This is a genomic window from Geitlerinema sp. PCC 7407 (assembly GCF_000317045.1).
Lineage (GTDB): Bacteria > Cyanobacteriota > Cyanobacteriia > PCC-7407 > PCC-7407 > PCC-7407.
Genome location: NC_019703.1, coordinates 1,836,658 through 1,859,661, shown reverse-complemented (window position 1 = coordinate 1,859,661; position 23,004 = coordinate 1,836,658). Strand labels below are relative to the sequence as shown.

Here is a 23,004-nt window from a genome sequence, read left to right as displayed (position 1 = left end):
GCTAGAGGAAGGCGATCGCCTTCTAATTGATCAAGACTTAATAATGTTTTTCTCTAAATATCAATAGATTAATGAGCTAGAAATATTCTAACTTTAATCCAATAATCTTCTTAATTATGTATCTATCGACGTGAAACACATATACGATTTTGCAAACACAGAGATATATTCTGTATTTTAATCAGATATGGGTGCAACACATACCTGATTTGCACTACTTTAACGAACTTAAGTTGTTTGAAAATCTAAAATTTCAGATTTAACACAACAATATATCAATTATTCATTTACACGTGTAATCCATTAGTGTAGGTGTAGTGGCAAGTGAACGTGCAAAAATGCTATAGTACAGAGAAACTATCAAATTTTAAGGCAGGTGTCATCTGCCATGGATGTAACTTGCGGAGTTAGTACATGTCTAGTACACATACAGGTATTGAGTGGACTGATAAAACTTGGAATCCAATAACTGGTTGCGACAAGGTCAGTCCAGGTTGTCTTCATTGTTATGCTGAAGCCATCACACAGCGTTTTCCTAAGAACTTTCCTAACGGATTTGCATTGACTATGCATCCAGAAAGGTTAGAAGAACCACTACGTTGGCGTACTCCCAGCCGAGTCTTTGTCAATTCAATGAGTGATCTTTTTCATAAAGATGTGCCCCTCGATTTCATTCAACAAGTTTTCTCAGTTATTCATTCAACACCCTGGCACATATATCAAATTCTCACAAAACGCCATGAACGCCTGAAAGATTTAGCATCCAAACTAGATTTTCCACGTAATGTTTGGTTAGGTGTATCAGTTGAGAATCAGAGCTACGCTGAACGTCTTGACTATCTTCGCAGCGTTCCCGTTTCAGTACGCTTTGTCTCTTGTGAACCACTCCTAGGGGCACTCAAGCTAAATCTGACTGGTATTGATTGGGTCATTGTGGGTGGAGAATCTGGTCAAAAACATCGACCAATGCAAATTTCTTGGGCAGAAGATATCCGGGATCAGTGCCAAAATGCAGGAGTTGCGTTTTTCTTCAAACAAGTTGGAGGGAGAACTCCAAAAGCAGGAGGCAGATTGCTTAATAATGAGATCTGGGATGAGATGCCTGCTGTATGGCAACAACATCTTCAAAAATGGGGGAGTAATCCACTCACTGTCAAGAAATTAAAACTCATTGCTTAACTGGAAATGTAACTATTAGGTTATCCGCGAATGTACCTTTCCGGCGTTTTTTACCAATAGGTGAGCAAACAGTGATTTCGCCTTTGATTTCAAGGTTAATGAGAGCAGTTTTGTAGTTTTTGCTGATATATGGTCTGCCGACATGGTGCAGATCATAGATTTCTTTCATTCTCATAGTTTTGCCAGAAAACTTCTCTAGCAACATAAATTCTAGTTCATCAAGAGGACGAGTAAGCTCGAAGAGAAATGGTTGCTGAAGAGACGCAGGATTATACTCAAAAGATGCTACACCTTGTATTTGATCGGAACTTTCTTTAGCCATTATTTCTTTCATTATTTCATAGCCCTTGACATGCTTACTCACAAAGATAAGGTGATGGCTAGTTCGATTTCCAAGTTCATGTCTAAATCGAAATGGAAGAACATACTGACCACCCATTTCTTGTAATGATTCACAGATTGCTTCCACAACAGTTAACTCACGTTCTTGTGGACTAAGCTCTCTTAATCGCTCACGAACTTGCTCTGCTCGTATTTTTCCAAATAGCGCACTCATATGCTCTCGAACAGCGTCATTGCCTAAACCCATGTTGATACGGTTGTAGTTAAAGAAGAAGATGCAATCACAACCCCAGTTTTTGACAACTGAATTTATAAGTTGGAGAGATAACCCCTTATAACCCCAAGGATCAACAAAAAATAAAGTGGGAATTAGTCTTCGTTCTTGAAAAGTTTTAACAATCTTTTCTCCTACTTCATGATTCAATATTTGAGGGGAATAATTTAAATTCTCTATACCTGGAATTGCATCTATTGCTTGCTGAAGAGAATTAACATTTGCAACGTCAGCGTCATTGAAGATTGATACCAACATTTTTTGCATATCTGGATCTGAAATAGCTGTTTCCAAGACCTTTACAGGTGTTGATTTTGAGCCATCTTTATATCGCCCTGCACCAGCAAAAAGATCAATATATGCAATTCTCGGATTTGGAATTGGTTTTCTTGATGACTTAATTGTTGAGATAATGACCTTCGCCCAAACCCAGAAATACTTTTCGACAATTCTGGCTTTGATTAAAGATTGTTCCTTTTGTTCATCGAAGAAGGAGTTTCCAGTCATAACTTTGAACTAATATTTACCGTAAGTGAAAGGCTTTTTCAAAAGGCAGTGATTACCATGTTATTCGATTCTTATTAATGATGTCACTAGAAAAAGAATAAATATTTTTAACAACTAGAAGCCAAGATAGGATTACTTATCAAATCAGCATTTTATGCCATAGATAATTAGTTTTGATATCTTTTGAGATCGAACAAGGTGATAATGGCAAGAGTTGTTTTAACCAAATAGTTGATCAAGCGGTACTAATGTCTTTTAGTTCTAAAATGGAAGACTAACTCTACAGAGCTAAGTCACTATGACAAACCAACAACTAAACTCAATCAAAACTATTTTTCAGCGCCGACTAACCACTCTTGAGCACTTATTAAAAGTAGCTCAGACTCACTTTAACGATGATGAGTCTTTTCTTCAGGCACGCATTGCGCCTGACATGCTTCCCTTGGGCACACAGATCGCCTTCACCTGCAATCAGCCGCGCAACTTTGCCCTGTGGTGCGACGGCAAACCGATGGACAATCTCAACCCAGAAGTGACGTCCCTCGCCCAGGCCTATGACCACATCAAAAATACTCAGTCTCTGCTTGATAGCATCAACACCGAAGACGAAAAGCTAAACGGAGTTACTTGCCACAAGATAGCTCCTGGCTTTTCCCTAGAGCTTTCGGGCATTGACTACGTCAACGAATTCTTGATGCCCAACTTCTACTTTCACTTAGTCACCACCTATGACATTCTTCGGATGTCTGGCGTGGCCATTGGCAAGAAAGACTACATGATGCACCTGATGCCCTTCCTCAAACAAGAATAAATTTCTGTCGAGAGACAAAATTATTTTCGTTGGTTGGAGCTGTTGCCTCCGGATGCGGGAACCCTGATCGAGTCAGTGCGTTTCTGTCATCACGACCACAGAGGCCAGCTCCTATGAACATCTTTAATCAGCTCGGAAAAGTCGCCCAAAACTCTGGCAAGCTTTTACAAAAACAAGCAGAAAACTATCTTGTTGTCAGTCCGGCCACTCGACAAATCATCCTCAAGCCCAAAACCGTAGAGCTATTGTGTCAGCAAGCGGTTCAGCGAGTAGAGCAAATGACAGCGTTAGAAATCGCTCCTGATGAAGGCCTAATCGCAACCGTTGAACATCAAAAAGTGAAGCTCAAAGTTCACTTCACGCCGGAAAAGATCCTGCTCAAAGGCGACCTCATCGAGGGCCAACTTCGCCTCATTCACAAACCTCAAGTAGAATCGGAATCTTTTCTCTATAGAACTTTGATAGCAGGCTGGAATACGTTTCTAGGCGGACACATTCCCGCTCAAGCCCTGCCCGAGGGCGTGCGCCTGGACGGAAATCTGGTTTACTACGCTTTCCCCGTGGCGCAACTTCGCCTCATCGAAGCCCTCTTTCACAACCTAGAAGACGGCTCATTCCTAAACCTTGAACTAAAGCAAGGCGAATTAAGAATTGATAGCGCTGTTGCCATCAACTGGAGCGATCTTAATTTACTGAGCTTGATTCAACTGTTTACTGCGAGTTCAAACAAGAAAACCTAATTCGTAGCTGAGATGTCTCTAAGGGGCTGTTCTTTAACTCTAAATCGCTAGATTTACTGCTTCTACCACTAACCTAAGACTATTCTTTATTCACTGTTGAAGTTCCTGTGTGAACTCTCCCGAAGCAGAGGCCCATTGCTGGCAAGCGGAAAAGTTAACTTCTGGACGATAAGTCCATGCTTCTATTGTTGGTTTATTGCCTATCTGCTTCATCAATTCTTGAGCTTTTTGTTGATCTCCAGCTAGACAGGCAAATTTTGCATAGTTGTTGACGTACCAGGGAATCGGATAGCGCTGAATGAGATCTTCAAACCCCGTGCTCATCTTCGCCCACTGAACAGGCATCCCGCTGGATGCATCAAAGCCTAGCTCAATATTGGCGATAAACGCTGTCCAGTAGATCTGGGCATACAGACTTTGCCCTTCACACTGGCTCGTTATTCGAACAGCATCTTGTGCAAATTGCTCCGCTTCAATCACGCTACCACTCCATTTGGGTAGTAGGTATGAAAAAGCCGCATGGTAGGTGTCGTGGTAGTAGGCCTCTTTAGAAAGTGCTTCTTGCAATAAGGCTCTCACGGATCGCTTGCTCCATCCCTGATCTCGAGCAATTCCTAGCATGTTGACGTACCAGTTGGGATCAACGCTAGCGATTTCCTTACTCTTCTCTAAGATATCTCTCGCTAAGTTAATGTTTTCCTCAAAGGGTTCCCATGCCGACTGAGGCACCTGGCCTTTAAACCCCCCTCCCCTAAAATGCCACGCCCGATTGATGAGGAAATCGCTATAGACAATATAGGGAGCTGGAGAATCAGGGTATGCCTTGATCCATTCGAGGATTTTTTCTTCTGCCTTGATCCAGTTCTTTTCGTCTTTTTCGTCCCCAAAAAAATCAGGATTTAGAATCCCATCATAGAAGTACTTTAAATGCCAGCGCCCCCCTGATGTTCTGCTAGCCCTATTTCGATAAATTTTGTATTCTGCTTCTAATTGTGGAAAGTCGCTTAGTGCAAAAGCGATCGCAGACCCGGTTACAACGGATTCCCTAGCTTCTACCTCTGATGAATCAGTCCTTAATTGAGGCTTAACACAAGGCATGGTAGAAGCAGGTATGTCTGAGGCGATATGTATTGGCTTAAGTACCAATGGTATTAATGCTGTGCATCCAGTTAACGAAAGTGCTAGCAGTATAAGAAGCGTGATTCTCATAACAAGTAGAAGCTGCCACACCAGCCATATCTAAGATGAGACTAAGCTCTCTAACTGGAGATTTCAAGAGTAGTCATCAAACTGAAACATTTTATATAAATCGAGATTCTGGCTGTTGCTCGATGTAATCTTCTAAATCCGCAGAATTTCAATGATTTTGGACTTAAATGGATTAATTCTTGATTTGGATCGATCGAGCTCTAAGATGACTATCTGAGCTGAATTTGCTGAACTGTAAACTTGAAAATCTGACTTTTCATGACACTGCGCTCTTTGGTCAACCAATCCTGGCATAACGTCTGAATTGTTGCCAACCTTCCGGTGTTTGAATCTTTTAAGGAGTGTTTAGAGTCCATGAATTTGTTGAATTTGTAAACGTCTAAATTGAATTAGAAAAATGTGTTGAAAATTTCTAATTTGAAACGATTTTTTGATTTTAATTTACTCTTATACAAAATCTCGTGAACCATTTGAAATGGAGACAAATGTATTCTTAACTTCCCTGCGATAGAGGATAAGTTAGCGGTGTGTAGCGACAATAGCTCTGAGGTTGCTGTGCTTGCGAATGCAAGGCAGTGCCTGAGCCATTGTCAGAAGGGCGATCGCCCTCAAGGAGAGACGGATGAAAGGCTTGCAGGGAAAGAACGTGCTGGTTACTGGCGCGAGTACTGGCATCGGGAGGGCGATCGCCCTTCGATTTGCCCAGGAAGGAGCCAATGTTGCCATCAACTATTACAACAGCGCCGATGAAGCCGCAGAAACTCTCGAATCTGTGCAGAAAACTTGCGGTTCCATTCGCGATTGTGGCGTCGGAGATCTGGTCGTTCAGGCTGACGTTTCCAAAGAAGAAGACGTCGCGAAAATGTTTCAAACCGTTATTGAAGCATGGGGTCGGCTAGACATTTTGGTCAACAACGCCGGCATTCAAAAAGAAGCCCCTTCCCACGAGCTAGAAGCTAACAGTTTCGACAAAATTATTGGTATTAATTTGCGAGGCGCTTACCTGTGCTCGCGGGAGGCGCTGCGCCACTTTTTGAGCCGAGACGGTGGCGGCTCCATTCTCAATGTCTCCAGCGTTCACGAAATCATTCCCCGCCCCGAATATCTCAGCTACTCCATCAGCAAAGGAGGCATGGGCAACCTGACCCGCACCCTCGCCTTGGAGTATGCCAACAAAGGCATTCGCGTGAACGGCATTGGTCCCGGCGCGACGGCCACCCCGATCAATGACTGGGCCGAGCGCCCCGAAGAAGAGCAGCAGGTCGCGTCCCACATTCCCATGGGGCGAGTGGGCGAAGCTGAGGAAATGGCGGCGGCGGCGGCCTTTTTGTCATCGGACGAGGCCGCCTACATCACCGGCCAAACCCTCTACATCGACGGCGGCCTCACTCTCTACGCAGACTTCCGGGAGAACTGGTCCGCCTAGGCGCGGTGCCAGCGAGTCACGCCCCCCGCTTGGTCTAGCAAAACGATGCCTTGGGCCTGGAGCTCGTCACGAATGCGATCGCCCTCTGCAAAGTTCTTGGCTTTGCGGGCCTCAGCTCGCTGCTGGATCAGCGCTTCGATCGCCTCATCGCTCAGGCCCTCACCCGCCGAGTCGGCGCTCTCTGGCTTGGCCATCAGCCCCAACACGTCACCCAGGACGAGCAGCGTATTCCAAATCTCGCGCAGCGTCTGGGCATTCGCCTCGGCCTGGCCCTGGTGGGTGATCAGGTTGCCTTCGCGCCGCAGCTCCTTGGCCAGCTCGAACAGCACCGCAACCGCGCCCGCCGTGTTGAAGTCATCATCCATCGCCGTCTGGAACCGGCTCACGGCGTCGCTGCTCGGTACCTGGGCCGGGTCCGGCTGCCCGAAATTCGCCGATTGCGCGTCACTCCAGCCGAGGGCTGCGCCGTACTCGTAGCCAAACAGCAGCCCCTCGCGCAGGGTATCCCAGCTATTGCGGGCCGACTGGAAAGACTCTTCGGTGAAGTCCATCGGCTTGCGGTAGTGGGCTTGCAGGAAGAACAGGCGCAGCACCATCGGATCAACGCCGCTGTCGAGCAAGTCCCGGATGGTGGTGAAGTTGCCCAGGGATTTGGACATCTTCTCGCCATCGATGTTCAGCATGCCGTTGTGGAGCCAGTAGCGGGCCAGGGGATGCCCTGTCACGGCTTCAGATTGGGCGATTTCGTTTTCGTGGTGGGGGAAAACTAGGTCTGCGCCGCCGACGTGGATGTCGATGGAGTCTCCCAGGCGATCGCGCACCATGGCCGAGCACTCGATGTGCCAGCCAGGACGTCCCTGGCCCCAGGGCGATTCCCAGGCGGGCTCGCCGGGCCGCGCCCCTTTCCACAGCGCGAAGTCAAAGGGGTCGCGCTTTTTGGGGGCATCCGGATCAGCGTTGTCAACCCGGCCGCTCGCCCCCGCCTGCATGTCCTCCAGCTTGCGGCCAGAGAGCTTGCCGTACTGATCAAAGTGGCGCACCGAATAGTAAACATCGCCGTCGGAGGCGTAGGCGTAGCCCTTGCTTTCTAGCTCGTGGATCAGGCGCTTGATGCCGTCGATGGTGTGGGTGGCGCGGGGATACTCGTCCGCGTCCAGGATATTCAGGCGACGCATGTCCTCGAAGTAGGCATCGATGTAGCGCTCGGAGACGGCCTCCATGGTGGAGCCTTCTTCCTTGGCCCGTTTGAGGATTTTGTCGTCGATGTCGGTGAAGTTTTGGATGTAGCGAACGTCGTAGCCGCGCCACGCCAGGTAGCGCCGAATGGTGTCCCAGACGATGTAGGAGCGGGCGTGGCCGATGTGGCAGTAGTTGTAGACCGTGACGCCACAGCAATACATCCGCACTTTCCCGGCTTCTAGGGGCTCGAAGGGTTCTTTGTGGCGGGTGAGGGAGTTGTAAAGCGTTAGGGTCATGGGTCGTAGTGAACAGGCTAAAGAAAATTGGGGCGGCAACCGAAGGGTGCGCCGGGTCTTTCCACTAGCTTGACATGAGCGGGGGGCGATCGCGCCGGGCTGGCGTCGGAAATTCTGCTCAGCGGGTGCAGCATACCCCAGGCCCCAATCCCAGTCGCTTCTCCAGATCCGCAATAATATGAGGATAACGGCGCACTCATCAGCGTCTCATCACACAGGCCGATCGCGCCGTTGCCGTTTCCTCTATCTTTCTGACGTTTTTGACAGCCGCTCTATGCAATCAGCAGTCAATCCTGACCAATCTTCTGCGATGGAAGTCCCCAAGCACGGGCTTCCGGTCACCATCATCACCGGCTTTTTGGGCAGCGGCAAAACGACCCTGCTCAACCACATCTTGAGCAATCAAGAAGGCCTCAAAACCGCTGTGCTGGTGAATGAATTTGGGGAGATCGGCATCGATAATGAGCTGATCATCTCTAGCTCGGATGACATGGTGGAGCTGAGCAACGGCTGTATCTGCTGCACGATCAACAGCGATCTTCAAGATGCGGTGTATCGCGTCTTGGAGCGAGACGACAAGGTAGATTACCTGGTGGTGGAGACGACGGGGGTGGCAGACCCGCTGCCAGTGGCTCTGACCTTTTTGGGAACGGAGCTGCGGGACTTGACCCGTCTGGACTCCATCATTACGACGGTGGACTGCGAAAACTTCAGCATTGACCTGTTCAACAGTCAGGCTGCCACCAATCAGCTCATGTACGGCGACATCATCTTGCTAAACAAGGTGGATCTGGTGGACGAAGCAGACGTGGACGCCCTAGAGCTGCGGGTTCGCGACATGAAGCAGGACGCGCGCATTGTGCGGACGGTGCAGTCCCAGGTGCCGCTGCCGCTGATTTTGAGCGTGGGCCTGTTTGAGTCGGACAAGTATTTCGAGACGGCCCAGCAGCCAAGCGGCCATGATCACCACGATCACCATGACCACGATCATCACGATCATGGCCATCACGATCACCATGATCATGAGCATCACGCCCATGGCGCGGACCACGAGGACCATTCGGCCTGCGATCACGACCATGGCCACTGCACCCACGACCACGATCACGACCACCATCATCACCACTCCGATCACCTGGCAGTGGATGGGTTTGTGTCGATTTCGTTCCAGAGCGATCGCCCCTTTGCGATTCGCAAGTTCCAGTATTTCCTAGACAACCAGCTGCCCGAGAGTGTGTTCCGGGCGAAGGGCATTCTCTGGTTTGACGAGAGCCCCAAGCGCCACATTTTCCACCTCAGCGGCAAGCGTTTTTCCCTCGATGATGATGAGTGGAAAGGCGCGCCCAAAAATCAGCTGGTGCTGATTGGCCAAAACCTCGATCGCGAGGGGCTGCTCTCGCAGCTGGAAAACTGCCTAGGTACGGCTTCGACTGGTCGAGCAAAGGGATTCGGCAAGTAGAACCGGGGTGCTAGAGGGCGATCGCGCAGGGCGATCGCCTCGCAAGCCGCATTACCGGCATGACCCGCTATGCGTGCTTCTGGGTCAAAGACGGTGAAACCGTTGCCCCCATGGCAAATCTTCGCTTCGATGAAAGTCTTTGCCGCTTCTCGGGTGAAAATCTCGTTGCCCTCACCGACTTCCAAAAGTTCATTCCCAACGTCGGCACCTACGACAGCCGCAGACTCGGCGGCAACCTCGTCCCCGGCATGATCATCAAAGACTTCACCTACACCCTCTAATCATCCACTAAGTGCCAGCGATTTTATCTCACTTCTCCATAAACAAGTAGGAAGGCTGAGGCGAGAAATATGAATACCCAATTCACTTAGCAGGCCTTAAAATCATGTTTCTTAAAAGCAACAAATTAAAGCCAAAGTGTGAAGTTTTCGTTAGACAGGAATTATTTTAAAGTTAGCGAGTAAAATTTCCTTAGACAGAGGCTTTAAAAGTTAAAAATGCTCAGAAAAGAGATACCTGACAGTGCTATTGAGTTAGTGGCTAAACATATCAATACAAGAAGCAATAAAAATTATGGTATTCCTGTAATTGGAAATGAAGAAAATATAGAAACTCCACAATTTTTTGAGATTATTCCTTTTGATCACATAGACAGTAGCAATAGGCGTTTTTATGCAATCGATGGCAGCTACAACAGTGAACAGTTTTATAACGGTTTATGCATTGCTATTTATGCAGCTGGGTATATCTGTTTTCATAGAGGTCGACAGATTCGGATGAATTCCCTAGATGATCCAGTCATACTAGGTAAAGCATATTATCCACAAAATATTTTGATTACCCATCAAGATCACCTGATCGCTATTTACGATGAATTTTTAACTTTAGAACCTGTAAAAAATCTACTCAATTTTCTAAACGAGAAGCCAGAAGAAATCTTTCCATATAAGAAAGAACAAGTTTGCACAAACCTATCAACATTGTTGGGATTTTGCCAAGAAGTCTTAGAAATCGCCCTCATTTTGGAAGTCATTGATTTGACAGGAACAAAACCAGGAGATTTCATTTTACGAGATGGCACACTACGTCCTTTGCAAGTTAAGCAGAAGTATTTAGTGAGGCTAGGAAAATATGCCTACGAAAAAGGTGTAACAATAGTCGCTGTCACGAAGCAGTCTCCTATCAAAATGGAGCTTGCTTATACATTCAAGCAGATAGACAACTATCTACAAGATCAGCTTAAGTACGAGTATCCCTTCACGGAAAAAGATCCAAAACGCAAAAAGCTTTGTTGTTGGTTTGAGGTTCCCGATGTAATCCTTAAGTCAGCATATCAAGGTGATATGTTTATTAAAAAATCCCTTCGCGGAGGACGAGGATTTGGATTATTTTTTGCAGCCAGGTTGGACTACGTTGAAAAATTGCAAAACTATGACTGGCTCATAATAGATGCGAATATTTTCAATGCAATTCCCCAAATCGAATTAGAAAATTTTGCAAGAGATAGAACAGAACTAGATTGTATATTTAAGGAATTAACCCGCCTTACTCAAGAACATTATATTCTTGGCTATCCTTATCCGTTATGTGAAGCTCACAATTTCATATCACTAAAGAAAAATTTTAAAGAGGAAATTATAGCTCGCCTAAAATATTCTCTTTACAGAGATCAAAGGATGGACAATGTTGATATCGAAAATCTTTTTCTAGATATGCACGAAAGATTTTAGGAGAGATTGAACTATGGGAAAGGTTGATTTTGGCGTTCTTTACGGTCAGAAAACTACTGAAGATGCATTACTAATTTATTCCTCTTATGAGGATGCTAAAGCCAGTCCGCAAACTGGTGATTTCATCGTGCTAACTCCGAAAGATGAGGGAAATACAAAGTATCTCGCAAGAGTCGAGGCTGAAATCTATGACGAAGACCCGATTTTTAAGTCACAGGATAAAACTTTAATTGCTGTACATTATGCTCGAATTGCAGAAAGAGAGCTTTCTGAGCGAGATAAGCAGAAAATGTTTAGCTATACCTATAAAGTACGAATTCTAGGTACGTTTACAGACAGTGGCTCTACAATTTCCTTCACAACGGCTGTAAGAAAATTGCCAGTTGTTTCGTACATTGCGAGGCATCTGAACAAGCGTGAAATAGAATTTATTCTCAACAAAACTAATGAAAATGGTGTTGAGATTGGATATCTCTGCGTAGGAGAAACTGTCTTTAAAGATAAAGGTCCAATTCTGTTTGAGATCGAAAAGCTGCGTAACAAGCGCACAATGGTTTTCGCCCAATCTGGCTTTGGGAAAACCAATCTTGTTAAAGTACTCCTCTATCACATGACTCGTGATACGTCATACGGAAAGTTAATTTTCGATTTAAATGGAGAGTATTTCTTGCGTGGCACTCATACATATGGTTTGGGCGACATTGATGACGATCGAATTCGAAATAATGTCGTTGTTTACACTGACAAGAAACTTCCGGAAGACTATACGAAAAAGCAAAGATTTATTTCTGGCGGCAAAGTTGCTCTCAATATGCACAAGCACTTGGCAGTGGGCGATATATTAAATTTCGGAGCAGGCTTCTCTGAAGTAATGAAATCTTTTCTTCTATATCTTGATGAAGACGGTGTTTCTAATTTCATTGAAAATATTGATGATTATGTCGAAACCCCAAGCAACCTTTACAGAGACTTTTCTGATTTCTTTGGTGAGCCGAAGAAAGATGCAAAAGGAAATGTTAAAGAAGATGTTTCTGCTCGAAAAACGATCATGGCGATTCGAAAAAGGATTCGCCATCTGATCGATGAAGGTAATTTACACTCTAGAACGTCGAAGCTTATAGAAGATGTATTCAAATATTTAAAGGAAGGAAAAACTGTCATCGTTGATTTGTCGCTGAAAGACAATATGGATGCCAGCATTATCTCAACTATTTTAGTTCGTAAGCTATTTGAGAGTAACAAGGAAAACTTTACTTCAGATGAAATAGAGAAGGTTGTTAATGCCGTTGTTTTTGTGGAGGAAGCTCAAAATGTCTTATCTCAGGAGTTCGTTAAGTCTAATGCCAATCCATTTGTCAGAGTTGCAAAAGAAGGACGTAAATTTGGACTTGGATTAGTCGCCGTAACGCAACGTCCTTCTGCAATTTCTGATGAAATCCGGACTCAGGCAGAAAATTTCTTTTCCTTCCATATGGGTAACTCTGATGATATCAAGGCACTTGTGAAGTCCAATATCAACTATGATGGAGTGATCTCAAACTTTATTCAACGTGAGACGATTGCCGGTAATCTCTATATGGTTTCGTCAGACCAAGCCTTTGCCCTTCCTGTTCGAGTTACTGAATTTGAAAAGCTGGTAGGGGAGAAAGTATACCCAGAAGCTAGATTCAAAGATTAATTCAGCTTGAGGATCGTACTTCATAAATTCTCAGGCAAAACGTGATGGAAGAAAAGCAAAAGCAAGCTCTTAAACGAAAGATTCTTCAAAACTTAAGAGACTATGGAGTTATATGGAATGAAAAGCAACATCAAGTTATTGTTGGAGACTTTAGAGAGGTTCAGCGAAAATTAGCTGAGCGAACAAACTTAAAAGGCCAAAAATATAAGAGTAAGGTTCAGAAATATCTTGCACAACCATCAGACATAGATATATCTAAAATTAATCCCTACCTTGTTACAGTTGAATCCAGAGATGAACATCAACGCCTTTGGGCATATGCTACATCTCATTGGTCTGTTCCCGTTACGGTTGGTTATGGTAGACGTATTCGATATTTTGTCTTTGATCGTCAGAATAACAAACTGATTGGCATCGTTGGTCTTTGTGATCCTGTTATTGGCTTGGGTGTTAGAGATGATGAATCTATTGGATGGACAAAAGATCAAAAGACACAACGTCTATATAATTGTATGACTGCCTATATTCTTGGAGCTATTCCTCCTTACAATCAGGTTCTTAGCTCCAAGTTAGTTGCTCTCACTTTAATGTTTCCAAAAGTTCGCAAAGATTTTTATCAAAAGTATAAAGATAGTTTTTCAGTTATTACCAGAGAAAACAAAAAACCTTATCTTGCTTATATTGATACGTTAGGAGCTTTTGGAAAATCATCAATTTACAACCGCTTGATCAATTGGGAATTTATAAATTACACGAAAGGGCAAAGCCATCTTCACATAACGGCTAATGGTAGCTGGGAACTAATCAGACAGGTTGTTCAAGAAGATACCTTTGAAACTTACAAATTTGGGCAAGGGCCAAACTGGAAAATGCGTACCTTGAGAAGAGCTTTACGTGAGCTTGGATTATCAGAGGAAATGCTTAGCATTGGGTGGCAGCGAGGATATTACCGTTGTACGCTGGCTGAGAATTGGCAAGAGTATCTGTTAGGAAAAACAAATCGAGTAGTTTGGAAAAGTTTCAACCAAAGAGATTTAGTAAGTTACTGGCATAAAAGATGGGTCACTCCCAGACTTGATGTCTTGCAGGCCAGCCTAGAATCATATTCTGACCAGTAATGTTGAATCTACAGCCAGCTCATAATACTAGCTATGTTAATGCTTCCTATTAGATAGCTTTGTCAGACGATTATGGAGGTTTTATGTCCTTAAGCCTAAGTAGAGCTGCACACACTACAATCCTGGCACATTGAAGGGAGTATCAATTTATTAATTAGTAAGCAATTACTTACGTTTTTTGAAAGAGATTTTTTACCTCTAACGTTACTTTAAAACATCTGTCTCGGCTCCCAAAGCTGTACTTACATTGGATTAGCTGGCAGTGGGGAAAGAAACTAGCCATTAAGGCAGTCAAGCTCTTCACTTCTCCACTAATTGAGGGATTTCCCCAAAAACCTTTCGATCGCCAGAGCGCAAGTCAGGTTTGCTCTGTAACACTAGTCTTCAGGTTGTGAGATTGGTTGAGATCGCGGAGCGGCCTAGAAGGTATGTCTGAACAGCGAATTTCGCTTTCTCTCTCGGGATTGCTGACTGTGGTGGGGTCGGTGCTGCTGCTCGTGGTGCTGTGGCAGTTGCGGAGCCTGCTGGTGATCTTGATGGTGTCGGTAGTGCTGGCGGCCTCCATCGCACCCATGGTGGACTGGGCCGAGCGCTATCGCGTGCCTCGGTGGCTGGGGGCGATTTCGGCGTACTTGCTGATTTTCCTCGCCCTGACTGGGGTTGGGCTGGTAATTGGGCCAACGGTCTTTGAGCAGATCGAGCAGCTGATCCGCCAGCTGCCCGCCTACGCCGAAACCCTGCGATCGCTCATTGAGCAGTGGGTCTTGCGCATCAGCGACACTCGCCCCGAGCTGATCCGCCAGCTCCTCGACACCCAGTCCCTCACCAACTGGGTGATTCGATCGAGTCAGCAAGTGGTGCTGCGCTCCTACGGCATCACGCGGGGGATTTTGGGCGGAGTTTTTAGTCTGGTGCTGTCGGTGTTCATCGCGGGCTACATGCTGGCCGACAGCCAAACGCTGGTTCGGGGATTCGTGCGCCTCTTCCCCAAGCCCTGGGACGATCGCCTCGCGGCTCAGGTCGGGCCGATCAGTCAGCGGATGGGGGGCTACATTCGGGGACGGCTGCTGGTGTCAGTGGTGCTGGGCATCGCGACGACGGCGGGCCTGAGCTTTTTAGGGTTGCCGCAGTACGCCCTCGGTCTAGGGGCGATCGCCGGTGTCACCAATCTGATTCCTTTTTTGGGTCCCATTCTCGGCGCTATCCCGGCCCTCGTCGTCGCCCTTGCCCAGGGCGGATGGTTGGTGGTTTGGGTGCTGATTTTGTTCGTGATTATTCAAAACGTCGAGACCTACATCCTCGATCCGCTGCTGGTGGGGTCCTCCGTGGGCGTGCATCCGCTGTATCAGCTGCTATCGGTCTTGGGAGGGGTGCAGCTACTGGGGATTTTGGGCGCCGTGATCGTGCCGCCGTGGTTTGCAGGCGCGTCGGTCCTGGTCGAGCAGCTCTATCTGCGGCCCAAGCTGATTGCTGAGCGCCGAGCAGCCTCGCTCCCTCGCCCCCCTCAGCCCGCGCCGCCGCTACCTGAGCACTTGCCAAACTAGCGCGCCGCTTGGCAAGTTTGGAACGTTTCTGGGTTCTCTGCAATGGATCGCTGGGGATTTTTCGCAGTGCTTTGCATAGCAGCAACCAACACAGGAAAGGCAGATGCGAGGCGCGCTCAGTTCTAGGCCAGAAACTCAGCCAAAAGTCTGAGTGAAGTGTAAAGATTTATGACTTTCTACGGAGGAAACGGTTAAAGATTTTTGTTACACTAGTTAAAACAAGCAGGATAAGGATAGTTGCTCATGCCCTACACCAATGAAGAAGGCGGCCGCCTCAACAACTTCGCCAGTGAGCCCAAGATGTATGTGGCAGAGCCTCCTTCGGGCAAGCAAAAGACGCAGTATGCCCTGTGGGCAGCAGCAGCGGCTGTGCTCGTCGGCGGTCTGGTCTTTGTAGCGGTTTCCGCTTCTCAAGCAGGTTAAGAATCACCTTAAAGAATTCTGAATTTTTTAAGAATTTCGTGAAATTCATCACAGAAAGCCAGGCCGGGGAAACCCTAGCCTGGCTTTTGCTTCGTTAGAGCCAGCCCAAATTTCCCAGAGTTATCAGCAGGGGTGGGGAATGGCCAGCAGGCGATCGCCTTCCGAACAACCGTGGGGCTGTCCTGACCCGTCGGAGGTCGCAGCGAACAATACATTACCCACCACGACGCCTGCGATCGCCCCCGAGGGCTTTGGGTAGTTCCCCCGCTACTTCGTTTGCACCTATGACTCGACGGGATGCACTGGCTCCAACGGTCTCTGATTTCAATCATCAGGTCTATCAACACCTCAAGCTGACCTTGACCCTCAATCTGCGCCGACAGTTGCTGATCGCCGTATGCGACGACTTGCAGCTGCGCAACCACCTGGCCGTCATGCTGCACCGGGAGCTGACGGGGCCGCTTTCTCCGGAAATGGCCGCTGCAGTGGGGCTGCCGCCGGAGGCTGAGCTGTACCGGCGCTTTGTCAGCCTGACCCTCAATCCGGCTGACCCAAACCCCATGGCCCAAATCCGCCAGTGGCTGGTCCAACATGCCGCTGTCTTGCGCCAGGAGCAGGGTTCGCCGCCGCCGTGTTTTCAGATTTTGGGGGTGGAGCAGCTGACGCGACAGCCGATCGCGATTCAGCGGCTGTTTTTGAGCTATCTCCAGGGGGTTGGCCAAACGCTTTCTGGGCTGGAGTCAAGCGTTTTGATCTGGGTTCCCAAGCCTTGGCTACGCCTGATTCAGCAGACTTCGCCGGAGTTTTGGCGCTGGCGCAGTGGGGTGTTTGAGTTTGCTGGGGAGCCGATGCCAGTCAATCCCATGCGGCGATCGCCCCGCAAGGGGCGCCCCCGACCCCTCGGCTCTCCCGGTAGCCCAGGCAATGGGGACATCGAGCCGGACAGTCATTTTCCCAAAGGGCCGCAGGGGTCCAGCGGTCGGCGGGGGCTCCACGGTCCTGGCAGGCTGCCCAAGGCCGCTCAGCTGGAGAGGATTTCGACCGAGCGCGATCGCCTGCTGACCCTGTTAAATCAAGATTTAGCCACGCTGCGGGGAACTGAGACGGCCATCCTGCGGGAGGTTGAAGCCACCTCCGTGCGGGTGGTCACTGAAGATCCAGAGACCGCCGAGGCCCCCAGCAGCGATCGCCTGCTGCCTCCCAGCGCATTACCGGAGACCCCGGGGGCCACCGAGGCCGAAGCGATCGCTCCGGCCCGGGCTGCCGGTGCCGAAGAGTCTCCCGCCACAGACTGCTGCATCGACGAAGCGGACTGGATCGCCGTTGCCCAGGATGCTGCGGCTGCCCAGAGCGCGGCGATCGCGACCACTGCCGACGGTGTGGCGGCTCCCGCCGAGGCGGCGGACGAGACAGCGGCGATCGCTCTGGATTTGGCAGACTCCCTCCCCGAAAGCCAGTCGCTGGTTCGCCACATCCGGGAGCTGCTCCAGCAGCAAGCATCGCCTCTCACGGTCGTCTCGGCCTATCTGAACCTGTGCTATTTCTATCGCGATCGCATTGAGCAGGGAGACAGCAGCCGTCCGGTTCTTGACTTGGCCATTCAGGCTTACCAGCAAACTCTCAAGATCCTCGAAACGGGCGTCACGCCCGACTTTGATCCGCTGCTGCCCGACCTGCTCAACGACCTGGGCAACTTTCAGTGGATGTATGCGCGGCTCCTGTCGGCTCCTGAGGAGCGCATCACCTGTTTGCAGCAGGGCATCATGGCCTACGAAATCGCCCTGCTGCAAGTGGACTTCGCCCAGCAGCCTCAGGTTTATGCCCGCATCCAGAACAATCTGGGTGCCGTTTATGGCGAGCTGGCCCGCTGGCAAAATGCCGCCGTCAATCTGCGCAAGTCAATTCAGGCCTACCAAGTCGCCCTGGAATATCGCCAAGCGGCCGACGACCCACTCAAGTACGCCGCCACCCAAAATAACCTCGGCACCGCCCACTGGAACCTCGCCCAGCATGAGCAGCCCGGCCAAAACCTTCACCGGGCGATCGCCGCTTATCGAGAGGCGCTGCAGCACTACGACGCCAGCGAGCAGCCCCTCAACCACGCCATGATTCAAAACAACCTGGGGACGGCCTACTGGAACCTGGCCCAGTACGAAGACCCCATCACGTGGCTGGCCGAGGCGGTCACCGCCTACCAGGTTGCCCTGCGCCACCGCACCCTGGACCAAACGCCCACCGCCTACGCCGCCACCCAGAACAATCTCGGCACCGCTTACTGGCACCTGGCCAACCACGCCAAGGATCAGCCCGACACCCAAAAGCGCTACTACCGACAGGCGATCGCCGCCTACGAAGCCGCCCTCACCGCCGCCCAGTACCTCGCCGCCCTCAACCAGAGCGCACTGCTCACCTTTGACCCCCTCGCCACCCACAACAACCTCGGCCTCGCCCACTACCAGCTCGCCACCCACCCCCGACAGCCCCTCGACAAAACCACCCAAGCCCAGCACCTCACAAGCGCTCTAGAGAACCATCTCCACGCCCTCCAGGGCTGGCAGCAAAAACCAGACCAGTACCAAACCGCCCTCAACTACGTCATCCAAACCGTTCGCGCTTTCTACGCTGAGCAGGGCCTCGAAGGACAAAATCAAGCCCTCAGCAAGCTGCCGGGGCATCTGCTGCCAGAGCTGCTGCCCCGCCTCTAGGCCGTCGCTGCCTGTCCCAGCCTTCGCTCCCTGCCAGAGTCCCAAGGCCCAACACCAAAATCCCGAGAGATATTGCCTATCTCTCGGGATTGAGTGCTTTAGCTCGCGGCGGGCGCGGCCAAGTCTCGAAGTGTTCTAAATTGTTTCGAAATATCTCAAGATGTCCTAAAGTGTTTAGAAGTATTTCCAAACACTTCAGCTGAGTCTAGCGGCCCTCCATCTCGGGATGGAGTAGGCTGTGGGGCACTCCCAGCACAGGACAGGGGAAATTCTTGCCAAGGGCCTTGATCATGGGATGTTCGCGGGTAGGGCAACCCATCACCAGCAGCGTGGCACCTTCCGACTCCACAACCTGCCGCAGCTCTTGGGCCACCGAGCCAAAGCGAAGATGGGTCTTGAGAGAGCCTCTCCATTCGTCGGCCATGCAGCGAGCTTGCCACAAAATGCGATCGGCGTGCTCAAACTGCTCCGCTTGACCGACGGGGAGTTCAGGATGCGTCAGAAAGGGGAGGGGGGAGCCCTTGGCAGAGGCGATCGCAGCGCCTGCTGAAGCGCCTACCGCCGCTCGACGAGCGGCCTTCGCAGCTCCATTGACCTTGATCAGCTCTGCCGCCGAGGCTGGGGTCTTTTGGCGCTTGGGGGTAGGGTCGATGACGTACACAACCTGCACCGTCAAAGACTCAGAAGTAGCGAGGCGAGTTTGATGCGCGATCCAAAGGGTTAGGTCCAAAGCCGTCTGGCTGCGGGGAGAGCTGTCGTATCCGACAACCAGGTTAGTGGTGCTCGGCAAAGACGATGGGCGATCCGATCGGCCGGGCAGCAGCACCATCTGCTTGGCCAAATCCATACGTCCCATCGCGTTCTGCAAACGCACGAGCATCGTCATGAGATTCACAACAGAAACCTCGCTATTCGTACATGGAATGAGTTTGGGAAGCGGCCCACTCGACAAGGGATGATCGGGGCTCACTTCGAAGTCGCCGCTCAGCCAAGGCTCCGGGTATAGCTTGGGAGGGGCGATTGGTAGGTGTCTGTGTTGCCTAGAAAACTATCCGGGACTGATAGAGAGAGAAGGGGTAAAGACGCTTGAGTGATGCAAAAGTTAACAAGTTACCGATCGCCAAAGATGGCTAACCACGGGAGTTATACGAGGTAGACGACCCGCTCCACTAGAAGAATTCAGGTCAACTCTCTAGAGAGGAACTTACTCGTTAAGTTTATCGAATTACATCTAGCTCCGGTGTGATCTAAGCCACCAATTGAGGGACCACCAAGGGCGGGTTGGCAGCAGTCCGCCTCCGTGCTTTCATCTTGGCACCTTCTCTAGAGTATCGCCTCATCAGAAAAGTTGACGATTGCGGGCCTGCCCAACTTACGCTGGCTTCACGGCGCACCTCCTCGGTAACTTTCGCAAGTTTTCGCTAGCTGGGGACGAGTGTCTTGCAGGCTGCTGGCAGGTCGCTTGGTAGGGTTCTGGGAGGGCGCAGTATCATGTTTCTGAGAGTTGATGATGGGGCGGCGCAGTGACCAAGGGGCGATCGCGCGAGTACGGCTCGTATTTGGCGCGAATCTTCACCCCCTACCAAGCGCTGCAATCTTCCCGAAACCGTTGTCCTCCTCTCGTTTCCAGCCATTTGAGTGTTAAAGCGATTTTGCCGAAGCTTGACCTAGATACCTTATTTCCTTTTGAGCTAGACAGTTTCCAGAGACAGGCGATCGCGGCTCTAGAAGCCGAGCGATCGGTGGTGGTGTGTGCCCCCACGGGTTCCGGTAAAACCCTGATTGGGGAATACGCCATCTACCGGGCTCTGAGCCGCGGACGGCGCGTATTTTACACGACGCCGCTCAAGGCCCTGTCCAACCAGAAGCTGCGAGACTTCCGTGAGATGTTTGGGGCGGAGAATGTCGGCTTGCTGACCGGCGATGCTTCGATCAACCGAGACGCCCCTATTTTGGTGATGACCACGGAGATCTTCCGTAACATGCTTTACGGGACGCCGATTGGGGAGGTGGGAACTTCCTTGGTGGGCGTGGAGGCGGTGGTGCTCGATGAGTGCCACTACATGAACGATCGCCAGCGCGGGACGGTGTGGGAGGAGTCGATCATCTACTGCCCGCCAGACGTCCAGCTTGTGGCGCTCTCGGCCACGGTGGCCAACAGTGAGCAGCTGACTGAGTGGATTCATCGGGTGCACGGTCCGACGGAGCTGATTTATTCAGACTTTCGGCCGGTGCCGCTGCAGTTTGGCTTTAGCAATGTCAAGGGGCTGTTTCCGCTCCTCGACAACAATCAGAAGAAAATCAATCCCCAGCTGGCAAAGTCCCGTCGCGGGCGCAAGGGGGGCAATCAGCGGGTTCCCCAGGAAGAGTGTCCTGGCGTGACCACCGTGGTTGGGCAGCTCCAGGAGCGCGACATGCTGCCGGCGATTTATTTCATCTTCAGCCGGCGGGGGTGCGATCGCGCAGTCGAGGCACTCGGCGACATGGCCCTGGTCACCCCTGAGGAGGCCCGACAGCTGCGGGAGCAGGTCGATGCCTTTTTGGCCCGCAACCCAGAAGTGGGGCGAGTTTCCCAGATCGAGCCGCTCTATCGCGGCGTTGCGTCGCACCACGCGGGCCTGCTGCCAGCCTGGAAGGCCTTTGTGGAGGAGCTGTTCCAGCAGGGCTTGGTGAAGGTGGTGTTTGCGACCGAGACGCTGGCCGCTGGCATCAACATGCCCGCCCGGACCACGGTGATTTCTAGCCTCAGCAAGCGGACCGATCGCGGTCACCGGCTGCTCAATCCGTCAGAGTTTTTGCAGATGGCGGGGCGCGCAGGCCGGCGCGGCATGGACACCATGGGCTATGTGGTGACGGCCCAGACGCCCTTTGAGGGGGCGCGGGAGGCTTCCTACCTGGCGACGGCCCAGGCCGACCCGCTGGTCAGTCAGTTTACGCCCAGCTACGGCATGGTGCTCAATCTGCTGCAAACCCACTCCGTTGATGAAGCCAGGGAGCTTGTCGAGCGAAGTTTTGGCCAGTATCTCTCGACGCTCTATTTGCAGCCCCAGCAGCGGGCGATCGCCGACTTGGAGGCGGAGTACGAGCAGCTCGAGGCCCAGATAGAGGAGGTGGACTGGGATGCCCTGGCCCACTACGAAAAGCTCAGTCAGCGCCTGAAGGAAGAGCGCCGCTTGCTCAAGATCTTGCAGCAGCAGGCCGAGGAGGTACGGACCAAGGGCATGGTCGAGGCGCTGAAGTTCGCGGTGGCGGGCACTATTTTAAGCATCAAGGGCAAGGCTGCGCCCCTGCCCGCGGTCTTGGTGACCAAGGTCCACGGCTCTGGCCAGTTTCCCTACCTGGTGTGCCTGGGCGAGGACAACCGCTGGTACGTGGTGACCACGGGGGATGTGGTGGCGCTCTATGGCGAGATTCCCCGCTTGGCGATCGTGGATGATCTGGTCCTGCCGCCGGAGCTTCCCCTCAAGCCGGGTCAGGTGCGCCGCAGCAGCGAGGAAACAGCAATTATTTGTGAGCTGCTGCGCGAGCGCCTAGCGGTTGGCATTGACGATCCGTCGCTGATGAGTCTGGCGCCGGAGGTTTCTGGCCAGCTGGAGCGGGCGACGGAACTGGAGCAGGAGCTGGAGGCGCATCCGGTCCATCAGTGGCGCAATCGCGCTTCGATCCTGAAGCGTCAGCGACGGCTGTCGTCCTTGCGATCGGAAATCAATCAGCGCCAGGAAGAGCTCGATCGCCAGTCTCACCGCCACTGGGAAGAGTTTTTGAGCCTGATCGACATCCTGCAAGCCTTTGGCTGCCTGCACGGCTACAAGCCAACGGAAATCGGGGAGGCGATCGCGGCGATTCGGGGCGACAACGAGCTGTGGCTGGGCATGGCCATGCTGTCGGGCTCCTTCGATGCTTTGCAGCCGCATCACTTTGCGGCGGCCTGTGCGGCCCTGGTGACGGAGGTTTCGCGCCCCGACATCTGGACGCGCTACACGTCGTCCCCTGAGGTGGACGAAGCCCTCAATGACCTGCGAGGTCTGCGTCGCCAGCTCTTCCAGCTCCAGCGCCGCCATCAGGTAGCGATGCCCATCTGGCTAGAGGAAGACTTCATTTCGCTGGTGGAGCAGTGGGCCCTGGAAGCAGACTGGGTGGAGCTGTGCAACAACACCAGCCTGGATGAAGGGGACGTGGTGCGGGTGCTGCGCCGCACCCTGGACTTCTTGTCCCAGCTGCCCCACGTGCCCCATCTGCCGGAGGCAATGCGCCGCAACGCGTATCAGGCTATTCGGCTGATTGATCGCTTCCCAGTCAGCGAGGCGATCGACTAGGAGCGATCGCGGGTCCTGGGCGGCGCATCGCGGTTTTCGGAGACCCGTCGGGGACATAGGATCGACGG

At 50.9% G+C, this 23,004-nt stretch carries 16 protein-coding genes and 1 pseudogene; 13 read left to right on the top strand and 4 right to left on the bottom strand.

Annotated features, from left to right (window positions below):
• Window positions 1-414: 414 nt before the first annotated feature.
• A complete protein-coding gene (locus tag GEI7407_RS19980; protein WP_015171608.1) occupies window positions 415-1,179 on the top strand; it encodes a DUF5131 family protein in 765 nt (254 codons plus the stop codon).
• Here the strand turns inward: GEI7407_RS19980 and GEI7407_RS07845 are convergent.
• Window positions 1,169-2,302, bottom strand: coding sequence for a three-Cys-motif partner protein TcmP (locus GEI7407_RS07845; RefSeq protein ID WP_015171607.1), 1,134 nt, complete (start codon window positions 2,300-2,302; stop codon window positions 1,169-1,171). The genes GEI7407_RS19980 and GEI7407_RS07845 overlap by 11 nt on opposite strands.
• Window positions 2,303-2,600: 298 nt before the next feature.
• Here GEI7407_RS07845 and GEI7407_RS07840 point away from each other — a divergent pair, with 298 nt between their 5' ends.
• Both GEI7407_RS07840 and GEI7407_RS07835 read left to right on the top strand, forming a co-directional pair.
• A complete protein-coding gene (locus GEI7407_RS07840) occupies window positions 2,601-3,113 on the top strand; it encodes a DUF1993 domain-containing protein (RefSeq protein ID WP_015171606.1) in 513 nt (170 codons plus the stop codon).
• A 113-nt stretch (window positions 3,114-3,226) separates the two neighbouring features.
• Window positions 3,227-3,853: a hypothetical protein gene (locus tag GEI7407_RS07835; protein WP_015171605.1), complete on the top strand. Its 627-nt coding sequence runs from the start codon at window positions 3,227-3,229 to the stop codon at window positions 3,851-3,853.
• Between the two features lie 90 nt (window positions 3,854-3,943).
• Here GEI7407_RS07835 and GEI7407_RS07830 read toward each other — a convergent pair whose 3' ends face one another.
• Entirely contained in the window at window positions 3,944-5,062 is a 1,119-nt protein-coding gene (locus GEI7407_RS07830) for a hypothetical protein (protein ID WP_190274181.1), read from the bottom strand.
• 622 nt (window positions 5,063-5,684) lie between these two features.
• On the opposite strand from GEI7407_RS07830, the gene GEI7407_RS07825 reads away from it, so the two are divergent.
• Window positions 5,685-6,488 (top strand): glucose 1-dehydrogenase, encoded by an 804-nt coding sequence (locus GEI7407_RS07825; RefSeq protein WP_015171603.1) that lies wholly within the window; start codon window positions 5,685-5,687, stop codon window positions 6,486-6,488.
• Here GEI7407_RS07825 and cysS read toward each other — a convergent pair.
• On the bottom strand, window positions 6,485-7,963 hold the full coding sequence (cysS, locus tag GEI7407_RS07820; protein ID WP_015171602.1) for a cysteine--tRNA ligase: 1,479 nt from the start codon (window positions 7,961-7,963) through the stop codon (window positions 6,485-6,487). The genes GEI7407_RS07825 and cysS overlap by 4 nt on opposite strands.
• Window positions 7,964-8,237: 274 nt before the next feature.
• Here cysS and GEI7407_RS07815 point away from each other — a divergent pair, with 274 nt between their 5' ends.
• The 8 genes and pseudogenes from GEI7407_RS07815 (at window position 8,238) to GEI7407_RS07785 (ending at window position 18,620) form a co-directional block, all read left to right on the top strand.
• Window positions 8,238-9,422, top strand: a complete 1,185-nt coding sequence (locus tag GEI7407_RS07815; protein ID WP_015171601.1) for a GTP-binding protein — start codon at window positions 8,238-8,240, stop codon at window positions 9,420-9,422.
• A 32-nt stretch (window positions 9,423-9,454) separates the two neighbouring features.
• Window positions 9,455-9,703 (top strand): annotated as a pseudogene (locus GEI7407_RS07810) (TldD/PmbA family protein); the annotation flags it as partial.
• Between the two features lie 216 nt (window positions 9,704-9,919).
• Window positions 9,920-11,152 (top strand): DNA double-strand break repair nuclease NurA, encoded by a 1,233-nt coding sequence (locus tag GEI7407_RS07805; RefSeq protein ID WP_015171600.1) that lies wholly within the window; start codon window positions 9,920-9,922, stop codon window positions 11,150-11,152.
• Between the two features lie 13 nt (window positions 11,153-11,165).
• Window positions 11,166-12,830, top strand: a complete 1,665-nt coding sequence (locus tag GEI7407_RS07800; protein ID WP_015171599.1) for an ATP-binding protein — start codon at window positions 11,166-11,168, stop codon at window positions 12,828-12,830.
• A 44-nt stretch (window positions 12,831-12,874) separates the two neighbouring features.
• Window positions 12,875-13,948 carry a Druantia anti-phage system protein DruA gene (locus GEI7407_RS19975; protein WP_015171598.1) on the top strand — a complete coding sequence of 358 codons (1,074 nt, stop codon included), beginning with the start codon at window positions 12,875-12,877 and terminating at the stop codon, window positions 13,946-13,948.
• A gap of 428 nt (window positions 13,949-14,376) precedes the next feature.
• Window positions 14,377-15,492: an AI-2E family transporter gene (locus tag GEI7407_RS07795; protein ID WP_015171597.1), complete on the top strand. Its 1,116-nt coding sequence runs from the start codon at window positions 14,377-14,379 to the stop codon at window positions 15,490-15,492.
• 243 nt (window positions 15,493-15,735) lie between these two features.
• Window positions 15,736-15,915: a photosystem II assembly protein Psb34 gene (gene psb34 / locus GEI7407_RS07790; RefSeq protein ID WP_015171596.1), complete on the top strand. Its 180-nt coding sequence runs from the start codon at window positions 15,736-15,738 to the stop codon at window positions 15,913-15,915.
• 284 nt (window positions 15,916-16,199) lie between these two features.
• Window positions 16,200-18,620 (top strand): tetratricopeptide repeat protein, encoded by a 2,421-nt coding sequence (locus GEI7407_RS07785; protein WP_015171595.1) that lies wholly within the window; start codon window positions 16,200-16,202, stop codon window positions 18,618-18,620.
• A gap of 205 nt (window positions 18,621-18,825) precedes the next feature.
• Here the strand turns inward: GEI7407_RS07785 and GEI7407_RS07780 are convergent, their stop codons facing one another.
• A complete protein-coding gene (locus tag GEI7407_RS07780; protein WP_223294498.1) occupies window positions 18,826-19,506 on the bottom strand; it encodes a universal stress protein in 681 nt (226 codons plus the stop codon).
• 748 nt (window positions 19,507-20,254) lie between these two features.
• On the opposite strand from GEI7407_RS07780, the gene GEI7407_RS07775 reads away from it, so the two are divergent.
• On the top strand, window positions 20,255-22,936 hold the full coding sequence (locus GEI7407_RS07775; protein WP_041268329.1) for an RNA helicase: 2,682 nt from the start codon (window positions 20,255-20,257) through the stop codon (window positions 22,934-22,936).
• Window positions 22,937-23,004: the final 68 nt, after the last annotated feature.

Coding starts and splice junctions, on each gene's coding strand:
- GEI7407_RS07780 (WP_223294498.1), bottom strand. CDS start 19,506: ATGACGATGCTCGTGCGTTTGCAGAACGCGATGGGACGTATGGATTTG.
- GEI7407_RS07805 (WP_015171600.1), top strand. CDS start 9,920: ATGCTCAGAAAAGAGATACCTGACAGTGCTATTGAGTTAGTGGCTAAA.
- GEI7407_RS07795 (WP_015171597.1), top strand. CDS start 14,377: ATGTCTGAACAGCGAATTTCGCTTTCTCTCTCGGGATTGCTGACTGTG.
- GEI7407_RS19975 (WP_015171598.1), top strand. CDS start 12,875: ATGGAAGAAAAGCAAAAGCAAGCTCTTAAACGAAAGATTCTTCAAAAC.
- GEI7407_RS07785 (WP_015171595.1), top strand. CDS start 16,200: ATGACTCGACGGGATGCACTGGCTCCAACGGTCTCTGATTTCAATCAT.
- GEI7407_RS19980 (WP_015171608.1), top strand. CDS start 415: ATGTCTAGTACACATACAGGTATTGAGTGGACTGATAAAACTTGGAAT.
- GEI7407_RS07830 (WP_190274181.1), bottom strand. CDS start 5,062: ATGAGAATCACGCTTCTTATACTGCTAGCACTTTCGTTAACTGGATGC.
- cysS (WP_015171602.1), bottom strand. CDS start 7,963: ATGACCCTAACGCTTTACAACTCCCTCACCCGCCACAAAGAACCCTTC.
- GEI7407_RS07815 (WP_015171601.1), top strand. CDS start 8,238: ATGCAATCAGCAGTCAATCCTGACCAATCTTCTGCGATGGAAGTCCCC.
- psb34 (WP_015171596.1), top strand. CDS start 15,736: ATGCCCTACACCAATGAAGAAGGCGGCCGCCTCAACAACTTCGCCAGT.
- GEI7407_RS07825 (WP_015171603.1), top strand. CDS start 5,685: ATGAAAGGCTTGCAGGGAAAGAACGTGCTGGTTACTGGCGCGAGTACT.
- GEI7407_RS07845 (WP_015171607.1), bottom strand. CDS start 2,302: ATGACTGGAAACTCCTTCTTCGATGAACAAAAGGAACAATCTTTAATC.
- GEI7407_RS07800 (WP_015171599.1), top strand. CDS start 11,166: ATGGGAAAGGTTGATTTTGGCGTTCTTTACGGTCAGAAAACTACTGAA.
- GEI7407_RS07835 (WP_015171605.1), top strand. CDS start 3,227: ATGAACATCTTTAATCAGCTCGGAAAAGTCGCCCAAAACTCTGGCAAG.
- GEI7407_RS07840 (WP_015171606.1), top strand. CDS start 2,601: ATGACAAACCAACAACTAAACTCAATCAAAACTATTTTTCAGCGCCGA.